At 38.8% G+C, this 20,312-nt stretch carries 9 protein-coding genes; 1 reads left to right on the plus strand and 8 read right to left on the minus strand.

All coding sequences use genetic code 11. The annotated features are described in order from the left end of the window. The coding region (locus H4O18_RS21185; RefSeq protein ID WP_343065484.1) for a c-type cytochrome domain-containing protein at window positions 1-358 on the minus strand (358 nt) is incomplete at its 3' end. Between the two features lie 394 nt (window positions 359-752). Here H4O18_RS21185 and H4O18_RS21190 point away from each other — a divergent pair. Further along, window positions 753-1,766: a glycoside hydrolase family 183 protein gene (locus H4O18_RS21190; protein WP_187588418.1), complete on the plus strand. Its 1,014-nt coding sequence runs from the start codon at window positions 753-755 to the stop codon at window positions 1,764-1,766. A 342-nt stretch (window positions 1,767-2,108) separates the two neighbouring features. On the opposite strand, the gene H4O18_RS21195 is transcribed toward H4O18_RS21190, so the two are convergent. The 7 genes from H4O18_RS21195 to H4O18_RS21225 all read right to left on the minus strand — a co-directional run bounded on the left by H4O18_RS21195 (window position 2,109) and on the right by H4O18_RS21225 (window position 20,307). Next, entirely contained in the window at window positions 2,109-3,419 is a 1,311-nt protein-coding gene (locus H4O18_RS21195; protein WP_187588420.1) for an amylo-alpha-1,6-glucosidase, read from the minus strand. A gap of 298 nt (window positions 3,420-3,717) precedes the next feature. Next, entirely contained in the window at window positions 3,718-7,038 is a 3,321-nt protein-coding gene (locus H4O18_RS21200) for a VCBS repeat-containing protein (RefSeq protein ID WP_187588422.1), read from the minus strand. Window positions 7,039-7,285: 247 nt separating this feature from the next. Beyond that, window positions 7,286-9,115: a RagB/SusD family nutrient uptake outer membrane protein gene (locus tag H4O18_RS21205; protein WP_187588424.1), complete on the minus strand. Its 1,830-nt coding sequence runs from the start codon at window positions 9,113-9,115 to the stop codon at window positions 7,286-7,288. A gap of 10 nt (window positions 9,116-9,125) precedes the next feature. Next, the gene (locus tag H4O18_RS21210) at window positions 9,126-12,146 is read right to left on the minus strand and encodes a SusC/RagA family TonB-linked outer membrane protein (RefSeq protein ID WP_187588426.1); all 3,021 of its coding nucleotides are present in this window, start codon (window positions 12,144-12,146) and stop codon (window positions 9,126-9,128) included. Between the two features lie 520 nt (window positions 12,147-12,666). After that, a complete protein-coding gene (locus H4O18_RS21215) occupies window positions 12,667-15,438 on the minus strand; it encodes a GH92 family glycosyl hydrolase (RefSeq protein WP_222942493.1) in 2,772 nt (923 codons plus the stop codon). 87 nt (window positions 15,439-15,525) lie between these two features. After that, complete coding sequence (locus H4O18_RS21220; RefSeq protein ID WP_187588428.1) at window positions 15,526-16,914, minus strand: sugar porter family MFS transporter; 1,389 nt, start codon at window positions 16,912-16,914, stop codon at window positions 15,526-15,528. Between the two features lie 213 nt (window positions 16,915-17,127). Further along, a complete protein-coding gene (locus H4O18_RS21225; RefSeq protein WP_187588430.1) occupies window positions 17,128-20,307 on the minus strand; it encodes a GH92 family glycosyl hydrolase in 3,180 nt (1,059 codons plus the stop codon). Between the last annotated feature and the right edge of the window lie 5 nt (window positions 20,308-20,312).

Consider the following 20,312-nt stretch of genomic DNA (forward strand, 5'->3'; position numbering starts at 1 on the left):
AATCCGGCGGGGGCATCAACTGCTTGGGGTCATCGGAAACCACGTGCTGGTACAAAAGACTATGGCCAGGCTTTCCGGCCACAATGGCATATTTCCCGGGATTCTCCGGTAATTCGGAAAGTGCGGCCTTCTCCAGATCTAGCCGCAGGCCCGCTTTTCGCTTGTTGGCATCAGGGCCGTGACAGGTATAGCAATTATCAGAAAGTATAGGCTTTATATGGAAGTTATAGTCCACGACCTCTGGCAGCTTCTGATCGGCGTACCCATCTTGGGAAGATTTGAAAAACCCTGATTTAAAGGCAAACAACAAAGCGACCAAGCCTAATAAAATAACTACAATACCAACTTTCTGTTTCATTTGGGAACTACTCTTTCATTTGTTTATATTCTAAGAGGGAAGAACTACTTAATCCTTTTCTCTCCTGTGAGGGGGATACTGCTCCTCAATTTACATATATGATATTATTTATACTAAAATAACAACATATTTTAAATAAAAGGCGTAAATTTTTCATAATTAACGCCACCGATGTCAAATATAATAATAATATATTTATCATGTTCATACATATGAACAAATTGATTTTATTAATACCTTTAAACAAAAAATTACGAAAGTGGAAATAATAATATATTTAAATAAGGTATTATTTCAAATAATTTCGATCGTGGTTCTGGTTATTTTAAATACTAACTGTCGCAGCAACCATAATATCATTCCTAAGCACCCAGGCAAAAATGATGCACGACTTGTGACCAAAGCTGAATCTTTCAATAATCTGGTAATAGTAGATAGTTTTGGAATTACTGGTGCTGATGGCGTAATTTCCTTTCCCTTGGATAAAAATAAATCTATATTTATGATGGGAGATTCTTTTTTAACGCCTGTCCGAAACAAGAAAAGGGATGTCAATAGTCCCATGATCAACAATACCTTTATTCTAGTCAATACAAAAAAAGGCACCCACACCGCATTTTATAATAATTCCTCAACACAACCCGATGCACTATTAAAGCCAACCTATGGTAATTTAAAAGAATACTATTGGCCGGGACATGGTTTTCAAAAAAACGGAATCATCCACATTTTTATGTCCCGGTTTCTACATGGGGATTATGATTGGGGCTTTAAATTTTCTGGAACGGACTACATACGCTTGGACAAAAACACTTTTAAGATTATCAGCCAAGAAAACTTTCCCTATTCAAACTTAAACAATGTGCATTATGGACATTCCATTATGAAAGTAGGGGATGTAGTTTATATTTATGGCTCGTGGAGCACCAAGGATTCAACTGCCATGCATGTCTCAAGGGCCAAATTGAACCAGAAAAATGACCGGATGAATATGTTTGAATTTTTTGATGGTAAGGCTTGGGTTTTAGACCCCTTACAAAGCGCACCTTTAAAAGGAATTAAACAAGCCGTCCCAGAACAATTCTCTGTTTTCAAACTAGGAGATGAATATATTTTGATACTGCAAGCAAGGGAACTGGGAAACGGAAATATATACTCATACATTGCCGATTCTCCTTGGGGGCCTTGGCGTAATGAAAAATTATTGTACCATACCACTGAACAAGAAAATGTTAAAGATCAAATCTTTACCTACAACGCCATGGCCCACCCTCAATACATAACGGATAATAAATTATTGATTTCCTACTGCATAAATAGCTTTGATGTCAAGAAAATTCATGAGGTAAATACGGATTACTACCGACCAAAATTCATCTGGGTCCCTTTGGAAATGATTTTGGAGTAGCGTGAAAAACCTTACCGGATATGCATTCCATATCTTAATTACAATTGTAAAATGCCAGAATAGTTTCTTCCCCGATTTGATAGGTTGTGCTGTTGCAATAATTCAATATTAAGTACATTCCGACAGCCTTAAAATAGATACTCCTACCAAAGTCCTTATCCCCTACTTTTTTATAGTTACTTGTTCGGGGCACTCCCTGAAACATTTACTTTGGATACCAATATCAATGGCCTTAAAGGCAATTACCTAGATTTTTTGATAATATGCAGAGGCTACCCAAGTAAAATAAATTGAATTATTTCAACGGCTTTCCAAACCGCAATATTTACTAGGGCCAGATTATTATTGTTCTTGGTAAAAAGAATTCCCTTTTGCCCACTCCCTAAACATCATAGAAGATTTTGCAAGTACACCAGCTGACCCTTTAAAATCTGCCGATCCTGCCGGTGTTCCATCTATTTTATACCATTCGTAAAAACCGTCATTTTTCAATACTCTTTCAAACATCGGTTTGGCAAGGGTATAGGCCTCTTCAACATAGTCATTGGCTATCAATTGTTGTATCATTCTTCCACCAAACCAAGTCCAGTCTCCTCCATTCTGGTATTCATAGGGAGGAGAAACGTTTTTGCCCAAAACCTCTGTTGGATATGGGGGATACAAGGTAAGGCCAATGGACGGTGCTCCGGACAACTTTACATTTTCAACCATGTGGGCAAGAACAGCGGCTATTTCTTGCCTGTTCAGGATACCGGCCTCAATGGCAACGGCCGTACCACCATGATAGTGAATGGCATTTTCTTCAAAATCTTCAGGAAAAGGAGAATCCGAAACATAGATATGTGGAACAAATTTATTTCTTTTCTCATCCCAAAGATATTTTTTGCTATTCGTGCCAATCCTTTCATGTAAATCACCCCACATCTTTTTATCTTCGGGTTCAAGTGCAAATTCCTGCATGTTTTTTAAGGCGATGACCAACATAGCATTGTCATAAATATCTATACTCCAGTGGGTAAGTTCATCAACGTCGACCACTGCCCCACCTTCTACTTGCACGTCTCCCCAGTCAAAAGTAGTCGCCCCAATAATCAGGCCATATTCTTCGGAATATCTCTCTTTTAATAGATATTCAATGGACATTGTCAACCTTTCATAGACTGTTTTTCCTGCTATCTTCTCTGTTAATATGGACCGATCATTGGTTTTGTCAATATATTTTGAAATTGCCTGAATCAAAGAAGTTTCTTGATCCGTTTCAACCGTATTTTTAAATCCAATATGTCCCGGTGCTGTTACAGATTCGTAGGTATTTGGATCTCCCCAAGTAAAGGCTTCTTTAGGTACGTAGCCATCTAGAAGTTCTCCATTATCTTGTTGAAAATGAAAAAACATCAATAAGTTTTCGCGGATAATATTTACATCGTATTCTTCACAGGATAATTCTATAAATGTATTCAAGTCACGTGACCATACCATTTGGTAACCAGATCCAGCGTAAAACCCATTTTTCATTAATATTCTGGCCCAGTTCTCAACTTCTTGCATAGATTTGTCCGATGTTATTTTTTTTGCCAAATCTTTTTTTTTGTAATCTTTGGAAACGCATGATGAAACTAGAAAACATAATAAGGCAATACTAACTATTTTCATTTTGAAAGAATTAATTATTTATAATCATTGAACTACTGAGATTCCCTATTCTATTTCTCAACTTCGTTTATCCATTTAGTCCCATTTACTACATCTGAATTGATAACAAATTTGGGGATTAAAAAGACCACAAACCCATTTAACTAACTCTGTAAATGAGAATGTGGTCCAACTACTAACTCAAACTAACTTTATCTTAAACTATATAAACTGGGCTTGGCCCAATATAATTTTTAATTTTGAGATATAACTGTCCTAGGAATTGTTCTAGAATAAACCAATCTCTTGGGTTGTTTACTTACTTTGAAATTTTAAACAATTGTAGGTAATCATTGTTCTTGGCAAAAAGAATACCTGCTTGACCCCCTGCCAACTTAATTTTTTCAATCGCTTTAACCTCACCCTTCACCATCAAACCACTTTCATAGGGCATTTTGCTGCTAAAAGAACCTTTCCCATTACCAACAATCAAAGCGCCAAAACTGGAATCATTTCTAGGTGTTTCCACTTCGGAACCATATAAATTCCCACCTATTACCATGTCCATATTTCCGTCATTGTCAAAATCTTCCGCCAAAAGCGAGTTAATAGAAGATATCTGAGCCAAATTGTCCAATGGATTAATTTTAAATTTGTGACCACCAAGATTCTCTATGTAAACACTTGCAAAGCTACCCACTTTAAATTGCAATGATTCTTTCAACTCATCGGTGGTATATACATCAGCCAAACTTGCAGCCGCAAAAGACTTATAATCCTTGAATTTATAACTGATAACAGGAATCTGTTCTGATGAGCAACCTTTTCCTCTTACAGGATACTCCGTTCCACTTTCATAATAACTTAGTACAATATCGTTTTTGTTGTTCCGATCAAAATCTCTCATATAAATACTAAATGGTTCGTTTTCTGTAGCCTGATATTTGTAGTTAAGACCAAGATTTCCCATAACAAAATCAAGATCTCCGTCACTATCAAAATCTTCGCTGATCATACCGAACCACCAGCCATTAGTACCGGAAAATCCGATTTTTTCCGTTTCATTTACAAATTTCCCATTAACATTATTAAAATAGGAAATGGGCATCCATTCTCCTACAACCATTAATTCCAAATAGCTATCATCATCAAAATCTACCCATTCGGCCTTGGTAACCATACCAACATGTGCCAGTCCGGGCGCAATTTCTTCGGTAACATCCACAAATTTTAGGTCCGAAGCAGTACTTTCATTCCTAAGTATATAACTTCTGGGTGCCACAGGGTAATTCCTCGGGGTCAACCTTCCGCCCACAAATAGGTCCGTATCCCCGTCATTATCAAAATCCCCGGCAATTACACAGGAGCCACTACTGTTTATTATCGGAAGGGCAGTAGTATTTTTTCTAAATTTCCCTTGGCCTTCATTTATATACAGGCGATCTTGATAATAATCACTTTCATTTTCGGCTTCATTTCCCCCACTTACTACATAAAGGTCCTGCAATCCATCACCATTGGCATCAAAAAAGATTGCACCCACATCCTCTTGTTTTTTATCCGATTCCCAAACTTCATTCAAAATCTCAATAAAAATGCCTTCTTCATTCTGATAATACATCTTTCCTGCCTGTCCATATGCTCCTCCAATATAAATATCGTCCAAACCATTGTTGTCAATATCACCTACTGCCAATGCCGGGCCATATTCCGATGTTTTATGCGGAAGTAGAACTTGGTATGTAAAATCATTAAATGGGTTTTCTTCGTGCTTAAACTTCAACTGTACCTGCTCCGTTATGTCCTCAAAAGATTGTTTTGTCCCTTCTTTTTGAAATTTATCTTTTGTTTTTGCATCATTATAATCAACAGCAAGGAGCTGATTAGCCCCAACATCCTCTAAAATCTGTTCCTTCCCATCTTGCCAAAGTATCCTGACTTTATCTATGGAATTCTTTTTTCCTAGGCCAAAATGCAATATCGGCTCTACCGAAGATTGAAACCCTCGGGTCAAAGTCAATTCCTGAAATTGGGTTTCCCCATTGTCTTCCAACCATATTTTACAGCCCAAACCAAAAGCATTGTCTTTAGGGCCATTCATTTTAACCCTTAAAAAATTATTCAATTTCCGGTCGCTCGCCTTATTCTCATAGATAATACTTTTATCGTCCAAATTATTAACTACCAGATCCAAATCACCATCATTATCAAGATCGGCATAGGCCACTCCATTGGAAAATCCTTCATAATCGATCCCCCATTGCTGCCCTATATCCTTAAAAGAAAGATCTGCATTATTTTTGAAGGCAAAGTTCCTAATTTTTTCGAAAGGTAGTTTCTTCGTTAGTTGCAAATCATTCAGTTTGTCCATTTCCTCTTTAGGAACTTTAAAAAAATCTTGATTGTTTATGTCTCGCCTAACTCCGTTTGTTATATAAACATCCTTAAAACCATCATTATCAAAATCGGCGAATAAAGGGGCCCAACTCCAATCTGTTGAAGACAATCCAGACATTCGGGCAACATCCCCAAATCGAGGCAATCCATCTTTGTCATTGCCCATATTCAATTGCAGGGTGTTCGTCGAATACTGATGATGCAGTCCATTACTTACAATTTCATAGAATCTATCCGTATCCATACTGGCCATGTTTTCTTTGATTCTACTGTTACTTTTGGGCAACATATCCACTTGCAGCAGGTCCAATAGACCATCATTGTTGAAATCGGCTACATCAGAACCCATTGAAAAATAAGAAGTGTGATTTGTAAGCTTTAAATTTTTATCGGAAAAAGAACCATCCTTGTTATTAATCAAAAAATAATCGGGCGTAACAAAATCATTGCACACATAGAGGTCAGGCCAACCATCTTGATTAAAATCTCCTACGGAAACCCCCAATGAGAGTCCGTATTTCGCCAAATTGGCCTCCTGGGTCACATCCGTAAATTTCCCCATACCGTCATTCCTGTATAGTCGATCGCTTTGATCATAAGGAGTACCCAAATTGGTGTAATTTAAATATTTTTCCATGTTTTGGCCAGGAGAGGTCATTGGGTAATTGGCTACATAGAGATCTTGATCACCATCAAGATCAAAGTCAAAAAATACGGCCTGCGTAGTATTTCCGGTATCGGCAACCCCATAATTTTCTGCCGATTCGGTGAAAGTAGGGTTGGCGCCAACCTTGGCATCATTAATATATAATAAATTTTTTCTAGTAACCCATTTTCCGGAAACACTAACATATATATCCAACCAACCGTCCTGATTTGCATCGCCCAAAGTAACTCCTGTTACCCACCTATTGTCCGCTGCAACTCCTGCTTCTTTGGAAATATCCTCAAATTGTAAATTCCCTTTGTTGAGATATAGCTTATTCTCCACCATATTCCCGGTAAGATAAATATCCTGAAGGCCATCGTTATTAAAATCTCCTATGGCTACACCGCCACCCATATAAAGATAGAGGTAGCTAAAATAGTTTATCGAATCGTTCTCTGTTATGTTATTTGAAAAATCAATTCCCGACCGGTCAGCTGATAATTTCTCAAATAGGCCATTTGAATTCTGATCTGCAGAAGTATTACAACTGATATATAGTAACACCATGAGAACGGGAAAAAGAAATTTTGACATCAATATTTTTTTAAACAAAACTAACATAAGTCCAACATTTATCTATATTACACTAATTAACATATAGTTTATCATTCTATAGAACAAAACCCGTCTAATTTGTATAAAACTAGACGGATTCAATTCAAATTATAAGCTTGTAGAAATGGACAAATAATTTAATATTTGACATTTACCTTATACACTAAATCAACTACAAACTAATTCCTTTATAACTACCCTAACAAACAACAAACCTTATTGGTGATTAATATCCCGGATTTTGTTCCAGTGCCCCGTCACTTTTGTTTATTTCATCAATAGGTATTGGCATTAAATAATAGTAATCGCCGGGCCAAGGTGCTCTTGCTGTAGCGGTTGTAATTGTACCATACTCATAACTTAACCTCCCACCATCGGACCAGTCTTTCTTAAGACTTGTAATGCCCCTAGCAGGATTAAGATCTACCAATCCCGGTGCCGCCTTCCATCTCATAAGATCATAAAAACGCGAATCCTCCAAGTTTAGTTCTACCACACGTTCATTTCTATAGACGCGGACCAAATCGTCTCCATTTTCAGTAACATCGGGCATATTCACAGATTCTCTCTTACGGACCTTATTGATGTATTCACGAGCTAGGGATTCATTACCCAGAGCTATCTGAATTTCGGCATAGTTCAACAAGAATTCCCCCAATCTAAAATATGAGGTGACATTATCATAATCATGGTCCCAACTGGCTCTTGGGCTGGTAAAATCAGTCAATTTTTTAAACGCATAACCTGTTTGTATGTTCCAATGGAAAGGCGTCTTTCCAGCAATCCAGTAGGATTTTGAGTCTCTTCCAAAATCAAAAACAGTTTCACCGTTCCAATCTGGATTCTCCATAGGAATATCTGGGTTTGCATCTTCCCAATATTCATAAGCCCGCTCTGCGCTCTTAGATCCATCAAAAATTTGAACAACAGCTCCGGAATAGAGTACATTTACATAATATCGTGGATCTCTGTTTAAATTTGGGAGTTGATCATCATAACCAGAAGTCGGATTTATAGTTATTCCATCTTCAAGATATGGATATTCGCCATTAATCATCTGAAATGCGTTAACAAAATTCTGAGTGGGCGTAACCCTCTGGTTGGCATCAAACCCACTTGGCCAAAAATCATAATTATATCCCCAACCGCCTTGAGAAGCAACCCTGTTAAGACTGGTATAACTTCTAGCAAGTATAATCTCGTCTTGTGCAACCGGATCGTGGAATAATTCAAAATAATCAGGATGTAATGTAAAACCAGCTTCAAGGACTGCTTTGGTGGCCACTTCGGCCGCCTGCCATTTAGAGATATCGTTGCTTGGGTTGTTCAAAGGACTCGCCATATACAATAGCATTCTAGCCTTCAAAGCCATTGCAGCCTGTTTGGTGGCCGCACCAGAAGGTGCCTCCCCATGGTTCTTAAGAAGTGGAATTGCCTTGTCCACTTCAGAGAGCACAAATGCAGCTACCTCGTCGTAGGTGTTTCTCGGCACGCTATAGGATTCCTCTGTCAGACTAAAGGTTTTCGTAATTAAAGGAACACCTCCAAAGTGCCTGCTCAATTCAAAATACATATATGCCCTCAAAAAAAGCATCTGCCCTATCATTGGATCAAGAACCGCCGGTTCTATATCCGAACCTTCAACTTTTTCCATAAAAACATTTACATTGGTAATATACTTGTATTGATGGGCCCACAGACCGTTTGTTAGGGCATCTACGTTTTCTGGAGTCATACCGCCCTGTAGATATTCTTCTCCAGGTCCTCCTATATCATTTGTTTGAGTTTGAATAAAGGCGAGGTCCGTTAAACCTATAAGCCCACCTGCAGCCGGCCGATAATGAACCTTAATACCATTATAAGTGGAGGCAACATATCCATTCAAAAAAATAGGATCGTTAAAAACGTCTTCCTCAGGAATGGCATACAATGGACTTTTGTCCAACAAATCATCATCACATGATAATACCAATGTGGCACCCATAATCATAACTAAGAGAATGGGAAAGGCGTTCTTTATATTCTTCAATTTATTGATGTCTATTAAATTTCTCATAGTTATCTTTTTAAAAAGCTAGATTTAAACCAAAACTTATTGTTTTCACTGGAGGAAAACCTCCATTATCTTGTTCAGGATCTCCATAGCCGTATTTATCCAATTTTGAGAATGTTAACAAATTATAACCACTGGTAAAGAATCTTAATTGATCTATACCAAATTTATTCATTAAGTCTTTTGGAAAACTATACCCAAATTCCATAGATTTTAAACGGACGTATGATGCATCCCGGTACCAAAAATCACTGGCAGAGTTACCTAATGTTGTAGTCCCAACCCTCGGCAGCGGTGCATCAGTACGATCTACTGTATAACTATTTTGTGCAGCATAATCGAATGAATTCCCTGCAGCTCCAGAATTGAAACCGTTACTAAGTGTCCTTTGCACCTTGGAGGCACCTTGGAACAGTACGGTAAAATCAAAATTCTTATAATTTAAATCCCAATTTAAACCAAATTGAAGTCTTGGAGTTTGCAGAGGATCATAACGATATCTGTCATCACTATTAATCTGACCATCCCCACTTAAATCTGCGAAAATCAATTCACCTAGACCGGCATTGGGATAATTAATGTTGTTGTCCAAATCTGCTTGGGTCCTGTATATACCAATGGCTTCGTACACTAAATTAGAACCAAAAGGCTGACCTTCCAATTTTTGATATTTAAAGTCGGTAGGGGTTTCGTCAAAATATATAATCTTGTTTTTAGCATAGGTCAAAGTACCTCCTAGACCAAGGTTCAGTTCTCCTATATTCTGATTGTATCTAAATGAGAAATCGAATCCTTTATTTTCCATTTCCCCAATATTCTCATCGGGTAGATCTAGACCAGTATACGCCGGAATAGAAGCAATTCTTCTACCTAATATATTGGTCGTATTAATCATAAAATAATCAATTTCAAGGTTCAGTGCACCGTCAAATAACCCCATTTCAAGGCCAATATCCAAATTATCTGATACCTCCCAAGTAATATTTGGATTGGCAACTCCGTCCGGGATCACCCCCTTAATATCTTGGTTGCCCCAAACATATCCATCTCCGATTACTCCAAAACCGGGGGGTTCACTGTACTTATAAACCCTTAAGTATTGAAATTGATCAACTCTGTCGTTACCTAACTGCCCCCATGAACCCCTCAACTTTAAATGGTTCATTAAATTATTCTTGAAAAACGGTTCCTCAGATATTGTCCAGCCCGCTGATACGCCAGGGAAAAAACCAAATCGCGATTCTTTTGGAAAGGTTATGGACCCGTCATATCTAAAATTAAATCCAAACAAATATTTTGATTTATAATCATAGGACAATCGACCAAAATAATTTCTCCTCGCATTTTCACTTCCGGAACCAAAATTCCTAAAATTTGCAGTGTCTTCACTACCCGCAAATAGTTGATCGATTGATTTTGACGCAAATCCCAATCGTGATGTCCAAAAGTAATTACCTTTACCTTCGCTTTGTTCATAGGCTACAAAAGCATCGACCCTGTGATCCTCTCCAAAAGTTGTAGTGTAGGCAATTCTTGCATTCAATGTAATGGCCTCTTCTTGTTCAAATCTTTCCGTAAGTCCTTCGGGATCTATATCCCTAGCCTTGACTTTAATAATTTCCCCATCAATATTTTTCTCCCAATAGTCCCATGGCCAATTAAACGCCTTGTCATATTGCCAAGTTCTATTAAAGGCGGCGAAGCCTTCCAAAGATAAGCCTACCACACCCGGAACCCTATATTTATAGGTAAATTTCGATGTCAACACATGATCTGCTTCTCGCTGATAACCAACACCTCTGACCCTGGCAGCCTGATTTAAATGAGACCAACCTTGGGTGGGATAACGGGTATCCCCATCAACAAATGCCTCTACAAGAGGGCTTGTGTTACCACTACCGCCAGCACCACCTCCTTGAGGATATTGGGAGTTTTTTTGACGTAAAGCGATATCAAGTCCAAGATCCAAATTTTCACTGGCTTTTACATCCAGATTCATTCTTACATTGTACTGTCTGTTTTTTGTTTTATTGTCGCCAACCAGAAGTCCTCCTTGAGAGGATGTTCCCAGAGACGTAAAATACCTGATCCGCTCAGATCCTCCGGACATCGTCAATGACTGCCTCTTTTGCAAAGCAGATCTACCACCATAAAAGGCATCTAACCAGTCCTCGGATTTTCGCGCGCCTGATTCAAAATCAGCTATAATTTCATTAGGAAACGAAAGGTCCCTCCCACTTAGTACATCAGCTGAATTTACGATATTCATATAATCAACGGCATTAGCATATTCCCTTTGTTTGGCCAGACTCTGAAAACTTAATGAAGAAGAATAATCAACCTCCATTTTCCCAGTTTTACCTCTTTTTGTTGTAATCAATATTACACCACCCGCCGATTGTGCTCCATATATTGCCGCAGAGGCATCCTTTAACACTGTAACAGTCTCTATATCATTTGGGTCCAATCTATCAATCCCATCTGCGTTCGCAACCCCGTCAATGACAATAAGCGCACCACTATTGCGATAGGTATTAGTCCCCCTTACCTGAATTGTTGCATCATCCCTACCTGGTGTTGAGCTGTTCTGAGTAATAAAAACTCCGGACATACGACCTGCAAGCGAATTCGCCATAGAAACAGAAGGTGATTTATTAATTGTTTCACCCGACACCTGAACAACTGCATTGGTAACCTTCGCTTTTATCTGAGTTCCATATCCTACAACAATAACTTCGTCCAATTGGCTGGCATCCAACTCCATTTGGACATCCACAGTAGATGACGCACCTACTAATACTTCTTTGCTCGAGTATCCTATATAGGAAAAAACAAGGGTACTGTTCTCGCCACCAACTGTAATACTATAATTTCCGTCAAAATCAGCAGCCACACCGTTGGTGGTGCCTTTTTCCAATACGCTGACACCTGGAAGAGGCACTCCGTTTTCATCCACCACTTGCCCAGTTACACTTTGCTGATAAAGACCATCAAAACTGACACCCTTCACTTCCACCAAGAGTGTAGATTCCATGATTTTGTTTATAAAATTATCATTTGCCCATAAACCAGTGCATAGGAGAAAAGATAAAATAAAGAAATACGCATTGTAATTGGCCCATGGACGGCCACGTAAGAATAGTTTGCTTTTCATTTTTAGGTTTAGTTGATTAGTTAATAATTAAGCTTGTACTCCTAAATCTCTTCACACCAGCCTTTCTAAAAAGATTCTACTTTTTTAAGAAATGTAAAGTTTGAGATTATGATAAATCAGTTAAGATGTTAGTTTTTTTATTTCAAAGTGTATTTTAAAAATAACGAGTTGCCAATTATTACCTATTACAACTCGGAAATTTCCATTTTTCTGGATGTCTGTCCTTTTAAATAAAACCTAACCTATGCGGGCTATTCGTGCCAATTAACATCAAAAAAAGATCATGTTTATATGTATAGACATAATCAAATATAGTAAAAAAAATATGACAAACATCATGTTTTCAAAATATAATTAACATTATATATTTTGAATTATCAAAAATTTAAATTGGATCTATTTAATTTGGTAATTCTTTAACTCCCCATTTTTTATTGGGTTTTGGCCCCAGCCATAATTCTAAGATTCCACCATTGCTAAAATCCTTATGGTCAAAAAAGAATTTTTCATGTAATTTACCGTTCAAGTTCGCTTTTTGGATATACATGTTATTTTCAGAGTTGTTATATGCCTTAATAACAAACTTCTCACCTCGGTAATAATTCTGATCAAGCTTTATGGTTATTTCATCAAAAACAGGGCTGGTAATATCATACACTGGTTCCAAGGATGAAGTTCCATTTAGGCTAAAAAGGCCAATAGACATTAAGGCACTTACAGCCCCCATTTGTCCTTGATCTTCGTCATGCCCACCATATCCTTTATCGGGCGTTATACCCCCAAATGCTTGATTATTAACTTTACGCACCCAATGCTGTGTCAACCATGGTTTTCCAGCATAATTAAATACATGTGCATTGGAACAGCCAGGTTGGTTGGCATAACTCACATAACCATCCCCGTAACCAAAAACAAAATCCGTTGGTTCTGCCTGTTCAAAAGCATAATTCAACTTGTCGCTAAGAATATCGTCCCCCCCCATCATTTTGGCCAAACCAGGTATATCGTGAGAAATGGACCAAGTGCCTTGCCAGGCATTGGCCTCAACCCAACCCATACCACTCAATGGATCGTTATGTAACCAATTGCCAGCGGCATCTTTCGGGTATATTAGATTTTGCTCTTTTCGAAATAATTCTTTCCAGCCCATTGACCGTTTTAAAAAGTATAATGCATCCTTTTTCTTATTTAGGCCTCTTGCCATTTGTGATAAGCACCAATCCTGAAAGTTCGCCTCTAAAGTTCTGCCTGCACTGCCCCATCCGTTAACAAAATATCCCTTATTGAGATAATCCTGATCTACCTCCAACATTCCTCCGGGCATATGATTTAACTTCATAACATTATAGGCATGTTCACTATCTACCTTAGTTAAAATTCCTTTTGTGTAGGTGGAAACGATTAATGGAGTTGCCGGGCAGCCGGTCATAATATAGGAATACCCCCCAGCGTTGGGACCTCGGGGCAATAACCCCCCATTATCAGCATATTGAATTAACGAGGAAGAAAATTCATCCAACATTTCTGGCCATGCCAATCCCCAAAGAATATTTAAATTCCATTGTGTCAACCAAAATGCGTCCGAATTGTACATATGAAATTTTAATTTCCCTTTTTCATCTTTTGGAACAGATCTTATTTTTAATTGCGCATTAATGGTATGGGACCCTTTTCTTAACCCTTTGGTATAATCTGGATAATCACCGGTAAAATCATCAATCTTGTGCCTACCCAAAAGTACATGCCACAAATCAGTATAAAATTTAATTTTCTGTTCATTAGTACCTCCCTTGATCTGAATTTTTCCCAACCAGTCATTCCATTCCATTTTTGAGTCCTGCCTTACTTTATCAAAATCCCAATCGCTACATTCTTGAACCAAGTTATTACGGGCATTTTCAATACTGGTATAAGAGATCGCAATTTTCATTTGAATCTCTTCTCCTTTTCTGACTTGGTAAATGGCCTTGACCCCTGAGGTCTTCGCGTCGTAATAGCTTTGGCCTGAATTTTTTGGCACCACCTCCTTGTCTCCCCGTAAACTTGATACGTCTGAATAGTTCTTCTCCCCTACCCATCCATCTAAAGCCTCAAAAGGACGATCAAACTGAATGACATAAAAAATCTTTACATTATCCGGTCCACCCCATAACCGTCCTGTTGTGTTCACCGAACCTTCGATTTCCTTGTTGCTGATTTTCTTTACCTCGGCATCTGTCATGGTGGTTGTACTGAGATATCCCCCCAAATTCACCAAAATATTGGACTTGGAATCTTGCGTATACTTAAAACGATAAAAACTTACCCTATCCGTACTAGTTTGTTCTACCCAGGTTCTATACTTGTCCAAAAAAACTTTATGATATCCTGGTTGCACAATTTCATCCTCATGTGAAAAAGATGATTTCCAATGCTCTTCTCCATTTGAAGGGTTTATCACCCCAGTTGTGGGCATTATATTTATTCCGGAAAGCATCCAACCATGTACCTGAGGAAACCCTAAAATCTCGGTCGAATTGTAGTTGTAACCTCCTCCCATTTGATTTTTATTTCTTGTCATTGGGGCTGAACTGATCATTCCAAAAGGACGACTCCCCGTTACAAAGAAAAAATATCTACCTCTTGTAGTTTCTATATAAGGATCCACCCAGGAAACAGGATCTTTGTAGTCTACGGGTGCAGGAAACACTTCAATCTCAGACAAGCCTAAATTGCCCCCATTCCCATCCGTAACTTGAAAGCGCAACCACTTTATTGTTTTCTGGGGAAACGTAATAACTTTTGGCGCGCCATTGTTTGGGATTGCCGTTACACTTATTTCTGTTCCATCACTAAAAAATAGTGTTCCCCCAGCCGTATGTGATTGGCTGTTGGGCCTATCATAGACAATGACCTTATTAATTGTCTGTGGATGGTCCCAATCTAATTGGGCCCATGGATAATTAATACCTCCCCAAAAATTCATTTTACTATCGGAGACCCATTCTCCCATATCATCAAAATAAACCATACCATCATTTACATTTGAAGCTCCCAATTGGGCATGAATGGCCGCACTTACAGTAGCCTTCGCATTAATGGCAATATTTTCAGGACCTGCCTGCACTTTGGCCAGCATTATCGTGAATAGAAAAGTGAATATCACTGTTTTTTGGTTAAATTCAATAGACATAATTTTAAGTCAATTTATATGATTATTTTTTTCAAAAATCATTTAAGTGTTTATTTATATTTAGTCATTATACTCTTTTGTGTTCCCTTAAGAATTCGCCCCCTGTTTCTTACTCCAACTCTTTTCTATTTCTTCCAAAGTCCTTCCTTTGGTTTCGGGAATCATTTTATACGTGAAAAACAATAGGAAGATAGCATTACCCATAAATATCCAAAAGGTATATGCCCCGCCCAGATTCTCGAGCATTATCGGCGTAAACTGTGTGATGGCCACAACCCCAAGCCAAAGGGTCATCGTCGCGAAGGACATTGCCAACCCCCTTATTTTCGTAGGGAATATTTCTGACATAATCACCCAAGGAATCGGCCCCAGGGAGGAGGAAAAACTTGCTATAAAGCCCAATATGAAGATTAGCGTCCAAAGACTGGCGCTATGGCCTAAATAGAACACCAGCCCCGTTCCGCCAAGACATATAATCATGCCCGATAACCCCCATAATAACAAGGTTCTTCTTCCCATTCTATCAATAAAGTATATCGCTACAAATGTGAAAATTGTATTTACAAAACCAATAATTACTGTCTGCTGTAGGGCAGAATCGGTATCAAATCCAATATTCTTGAATATTTCAGGCGCATAATATATGATGGCATTAATACCAGTAATCTGTGAGAACAAAGCCAAGACCAAACCAATTAACAATGCCCTTCTTAACTTTGTACCGAACAACTCTTTCAGCGTTCCCTTTTCGGTCCTGATCGTTTCTTTGATTTCATTTAAAATTAGTTTCCCCTTATCTTTCCCATTTATTTTCTGCAGAATGGTGGTCGCTTCTTCTTCTCTACCGTTTAGTGTAAGCCAGCGGGGACTTTCAGGTACTAAAAAGAGTAAGATAAAGAAAAGAAGTGCGGGTATAATCTCTGAACCGAGCATATACCGCCAGCCCATTTCAATATTCCAGGCTTCGTTACTCACATTGGCTATCCTTAGATTTACGAAATAGACAAAATTGATTCCCAGCACAATAGCCAATTGGTACAATGAAACTAGCATGCCCCTCATCTTGGCTGGAGCAATCTCAGAGATATACAAGGGTGAAAGCATAGAGGCTGCCCCCACTCCCAAACCCCCAATAAACCTGGCTGTAACAAATTGGGTAAGGGTATTCGGTAGGGCCGATCCTATAGCCGAGAGCGAAAAAAGAACGGCTGTTCCCAATAACACCTTTTTTCTTCCCAATTTGTCACTAGTAAATCCGGCGAACATGGCGCCAAACAAACAACCCCATATGGCACTAGATGCCGCCCACCCGGTCATTGCAGATGATAATTCAAACTTGGTTTGCAAGAACCCTATTGCACCAGCAATAACAGCGGTATCATAACCGAATAAAAGCCCTCCTAAGGCAGCAACCGTGGTCACTAAATAGACATATTTCATATTTGCCTTCACGGTACTTTCATCTTTCGAACTCATATTTTCAATTTAATTAATCATGTTATTCTAATGTCCCAATTATTTACCGCGGATTGGAAATCTTCAGAATTTTGGCCAATTTATTTTAAACTATTTGCAGACTAGCTAACAAAAGTATTTCAACCTCTATTTAACGGTGCAAAAAAAGATCATCTCCAAGATAGCGTCAACTAAAACCTTCCTAATTTCGAATAGGGATTTAATCCCGCAGGTTTACTTATCGAATAAGTTTTTATTGGGAACATTTTTCATTTCCAATATCAATTCTCCGCCCTTTATTATTTCATTTTGTGGAATTTTCCATGAATCCCATTTCTTCCCGTTTAGTTTGGCCGAGTTAATATATTTATTATTTCGGGATGCATTTTTGGCTTTGATAATAAAAGTGTTTCCGCCATAATATTTATCACTTAAATGAATGGTAATCTTTTCAAATCTTGGACTACCTAATTCGTAATGTGGATGGATCGCTGCTCCCCCATCCATCTGAAATAATCCCAGTGTGCTCATAACGTACCAAGCACTCATTTGGCCCTGATCCTCATCTCCTGGATAGGCATCCCTTGGACCAATTCCGTAATATTTTTCCTGTATTTCCCTTGCCCACTTTTGCGTCAACCATGGCGCTCCCGCATAATTAAAGAGATAAGAGGATTGCATATTCGGCTGATTACCGTGATTAATGGGATATTTTGAAAAATTATCGCCCAAGGCATTAAAATTCACTTTTTGGGATTGGTACATTGCACTATCCAAACGGGCAACAAAACGTTCCTTGCCAATAGCGTCAACCAAGCCGTTCATATTATGTGGTACAAACCAACTAAATTGCCAGGCATTACCCTCGACAAAACCTGGCATATGATAGGGGTCAAATGGCTCATGCCATGTTCCGTCAGTATTTTTTGGCCGCATAAAGCCAGTTTTGGAATCAAAAATATTTCGCCAGTTTCCTGAACGTTTCATAAATAATTCATAATCCTTGTCCTTCTTAAGTTTTTTCGCAGCCTGGGCCAAACACCAATCGTCTAATGCATATTCAAGGGTATTGGAGACATAACTTAGGTAATGGTTTGTATTTAGTGGTACATAACCATATTTCAAGTAGGGTTCAAGGCTTTCATTCCCTACCCGACCTCCACCAGGATAAGTATCAAGGGGCAATGTAGTTTGTACGTGGCGCATGGCCGCATAGGCCCTTTCAAAATCAAAATCCCGAATTCCACTATTCCATGCGCCTACTATCCACGGAATACCATGCTCCGCGACCATAACGCTGGAATATTCCCCTGCAAAAATGCCTTTGGACAGCCAACCTCCCTTATCGTAGAAGACAAGCAGACTTTTGACTTGCATGGAAGAAAACTCCGGGGCAATGAGCTGGTTCAACTGCTGTACGTTCCAAAATGTATTCCAAAATTCCCCGGAACATAATCTTTGATCCGGATCATCAAAGACTTGAACCTCTTCATTCATATCTATCCATTGTCCGTTAACATCCCCCCATGCCATTCTACCAGCCAATGCTCTATAAAAGTTGGTGTAGAATTTCACCTTTTGTAAATAATCATCGGTTTCTATTTCTATCCTACCCAGATATTGGTCCCAAATATCCTGTTGGGTCTCAACTACCTTTTCAAAATTCCAACCAAATGGCTCAGTGATTTCCTTTTCTAAATTCAACCAAGCATTTTCCGTACTTACCAACGAAATGGAACTTCTAACTAAAATTGTATCATTTGCGGTTGTTTTAAAATTGACAAAGGCACCAACACTGCCCGAGCCTTTAATCGTCTTGGTATTATTCAGAACCGAATCATAAGTTAAACCATGGTTCATTTTTTCCAATGCCTTAGACTTATCCGTCCATCCACCCATACTTTCAAATGGCTTGTTGAATTCCAACGCGAAGAACAATTTATAATCTTGGGTCATCACATAACCGGTTTTATCACAAATATGATGCACAAAACCTTCTATTCTCCTGTCATCAATCCAAGTTATTTCGGTCTCTACATTTTGATAGCCATATTCGGCATCTGGGTAGGCATCCAATAAGACACGGGACACGTCCGATTTTGGAAAAACATATCTTTGAAAAGCTGCCCGGGTGGTGGCGGTAAGGTCTACGTGTATATTATAGTCCGTTAAGTCTACACTATATTGTCCTATTTTGGCTTTCTCTGTCGCCTTGACAATTCTAGATCTATACCCTAAATCCGGACTGTACTCCGGGCCCGGGTTTGTTTGTAAAATTCCAACAGTCGGCATCATTAAAAAGCCGGCCATGGTCCATTCCTGAGTGTGGTTGAAACCCGTGATGCTTTCTATTTGGTATTCATAGCCAGCCTTCCAAACCGTTCCCTGATTATTTGGACTAAGTTGAACCATTGGCATAGGGTTACGCGGTCCCGGCGTAATCATCCAACGAGATCCGCTTGTGCCCATAAACTGATCCACATACTGGGAAAGTCCCATTGGCTTGTTTGGGGCTCTTTGTAGTTGATTCTTATATTTTAAACTTCCGTCAATATATATTTTAACTTCAGACATTTTTTTCAAGGATACCGCAGGAACATAGAATTCGAGAACACTGCGACCAACCTCGATATTTTTTATTATCTCTTGACCATCAACTAAGACCTTAATCTCAGAATCGTGTTTTTGTTGTAGTATATCTACTAAAAGTGGTTGAACATTTTCATTTTTTTCCTTCATTTCAAAATCGGCAAAAGTAACGGACTTCAAAACCGTGTTGCCAATTTTGCCCAAGGCCAACTCATTGGGGCCAATCAACTTTACCTCATCAAACACGCACCAACCGCCCGTCATATTTTGAAAGATAATCTCGTTCACTCCCTTTATCAGGTTCTTGGATGGAAAAAGAAATGTTATGTTCTGGATATTTGGGCTTAACTTGTCTGGTAAATCTCCTGATTTACCGGGCCGTAGTTGCTGTTCATAAACTTTGCCATTAATATAGGCCCTAAATAAAGGTGCATTTTTAGAACTCACCTCTAAGAAGTTGACCACAAGTTCACAGGTATCGGTATCACTGGTTCGTTCCAGCTTAAAGTAGATAGGCAATTGATGAAGTGAACGACCTGCCCAATAACCGTAACCTCCAAAGCCTTCTTTAGGTCCGGGGATAACATAAGGCCAATCTTTGCGTGGACTTGATTCACCCACAACGTAATACCTACTGGCACCGCCGAAACCTTCCGGGACAAACTCCGCATAACTATTCGGTGCCAAAGCAAATTCCTCATGAGATTCATCAGCCTGTCCAATCCTCCAAAGCACCTGTTGTGAAAGGGACTGAGCAATGACACTTGGACAAATTGTCGGCATTAAACAAGCGATAGGAATAAGATATTTCCAAAGTACTTTCATATTCT

The sequence above is a fragment of the Arenibacter arenosicollis genome, from assembly GCF_014397245.1.
GTDB classification, from domain to species: domain Bacteria; phylum Bacteroidota; class Bacteroidia; order Flavobacteriales; family Flavobacteriaceae; genus Arenibacter; species Arenibacter arenosicollis.

Excerpts from the sequence above, each read along its gene's own strand:
- H4O18_RS21225 (WP_187588430.1), bottom strand. The coding sequence starts at position 20,307 with ATGAAAGTACTTTGGAAATATCTTATTCCTATCGCTTGTTTAATGCCG.
- H4O18_RS21205 (WP_187588424.1), bottom strand. The coding sequence starts at position 9,115 with ATGAGAAATTTAATAGACATCAATAAATTGAAGAATATAAAGAACGCC.
- H4O18_RS21200 (WP_187588422.1), bottom strand. The coding sequence starts at position 7,038 with ATGTCAAAATTTCTTTTTCCCGTTCTCATGGTGTTACTATATATCAGT.
- H4O18_RS21210 (WP_187588426.1), bottom strand. The coding sequence starts at position 12,146 with ATGGAATCTACACTCTTGGTGGAAGTGAAGGGTGTCAGTTTTGATGGT.
- H4O18_RS21195 (WP_187588420.1), bottom strand. The coding sequence starts at position 3,419 with ATGAAAATAGTTAGTATTGCCTTATTATGTTTTCTAGTTTCATCATGC.
- H4O18_RS21220 (WP_187588428.1), bottom strand. The coding sequence starts at position 16,914 with ATGAGTTCGAAAGATGAAAGTACCGTGAAGGCAAATATGAAATATGTC.
- H4O18_RS21215 (WP_222942493.1), bottom strand. The coding sequence starts at position 15,438 with ATGTCTATTGAATTTAACCAAAAAACAGTGATATTCACTTTTCTATTC.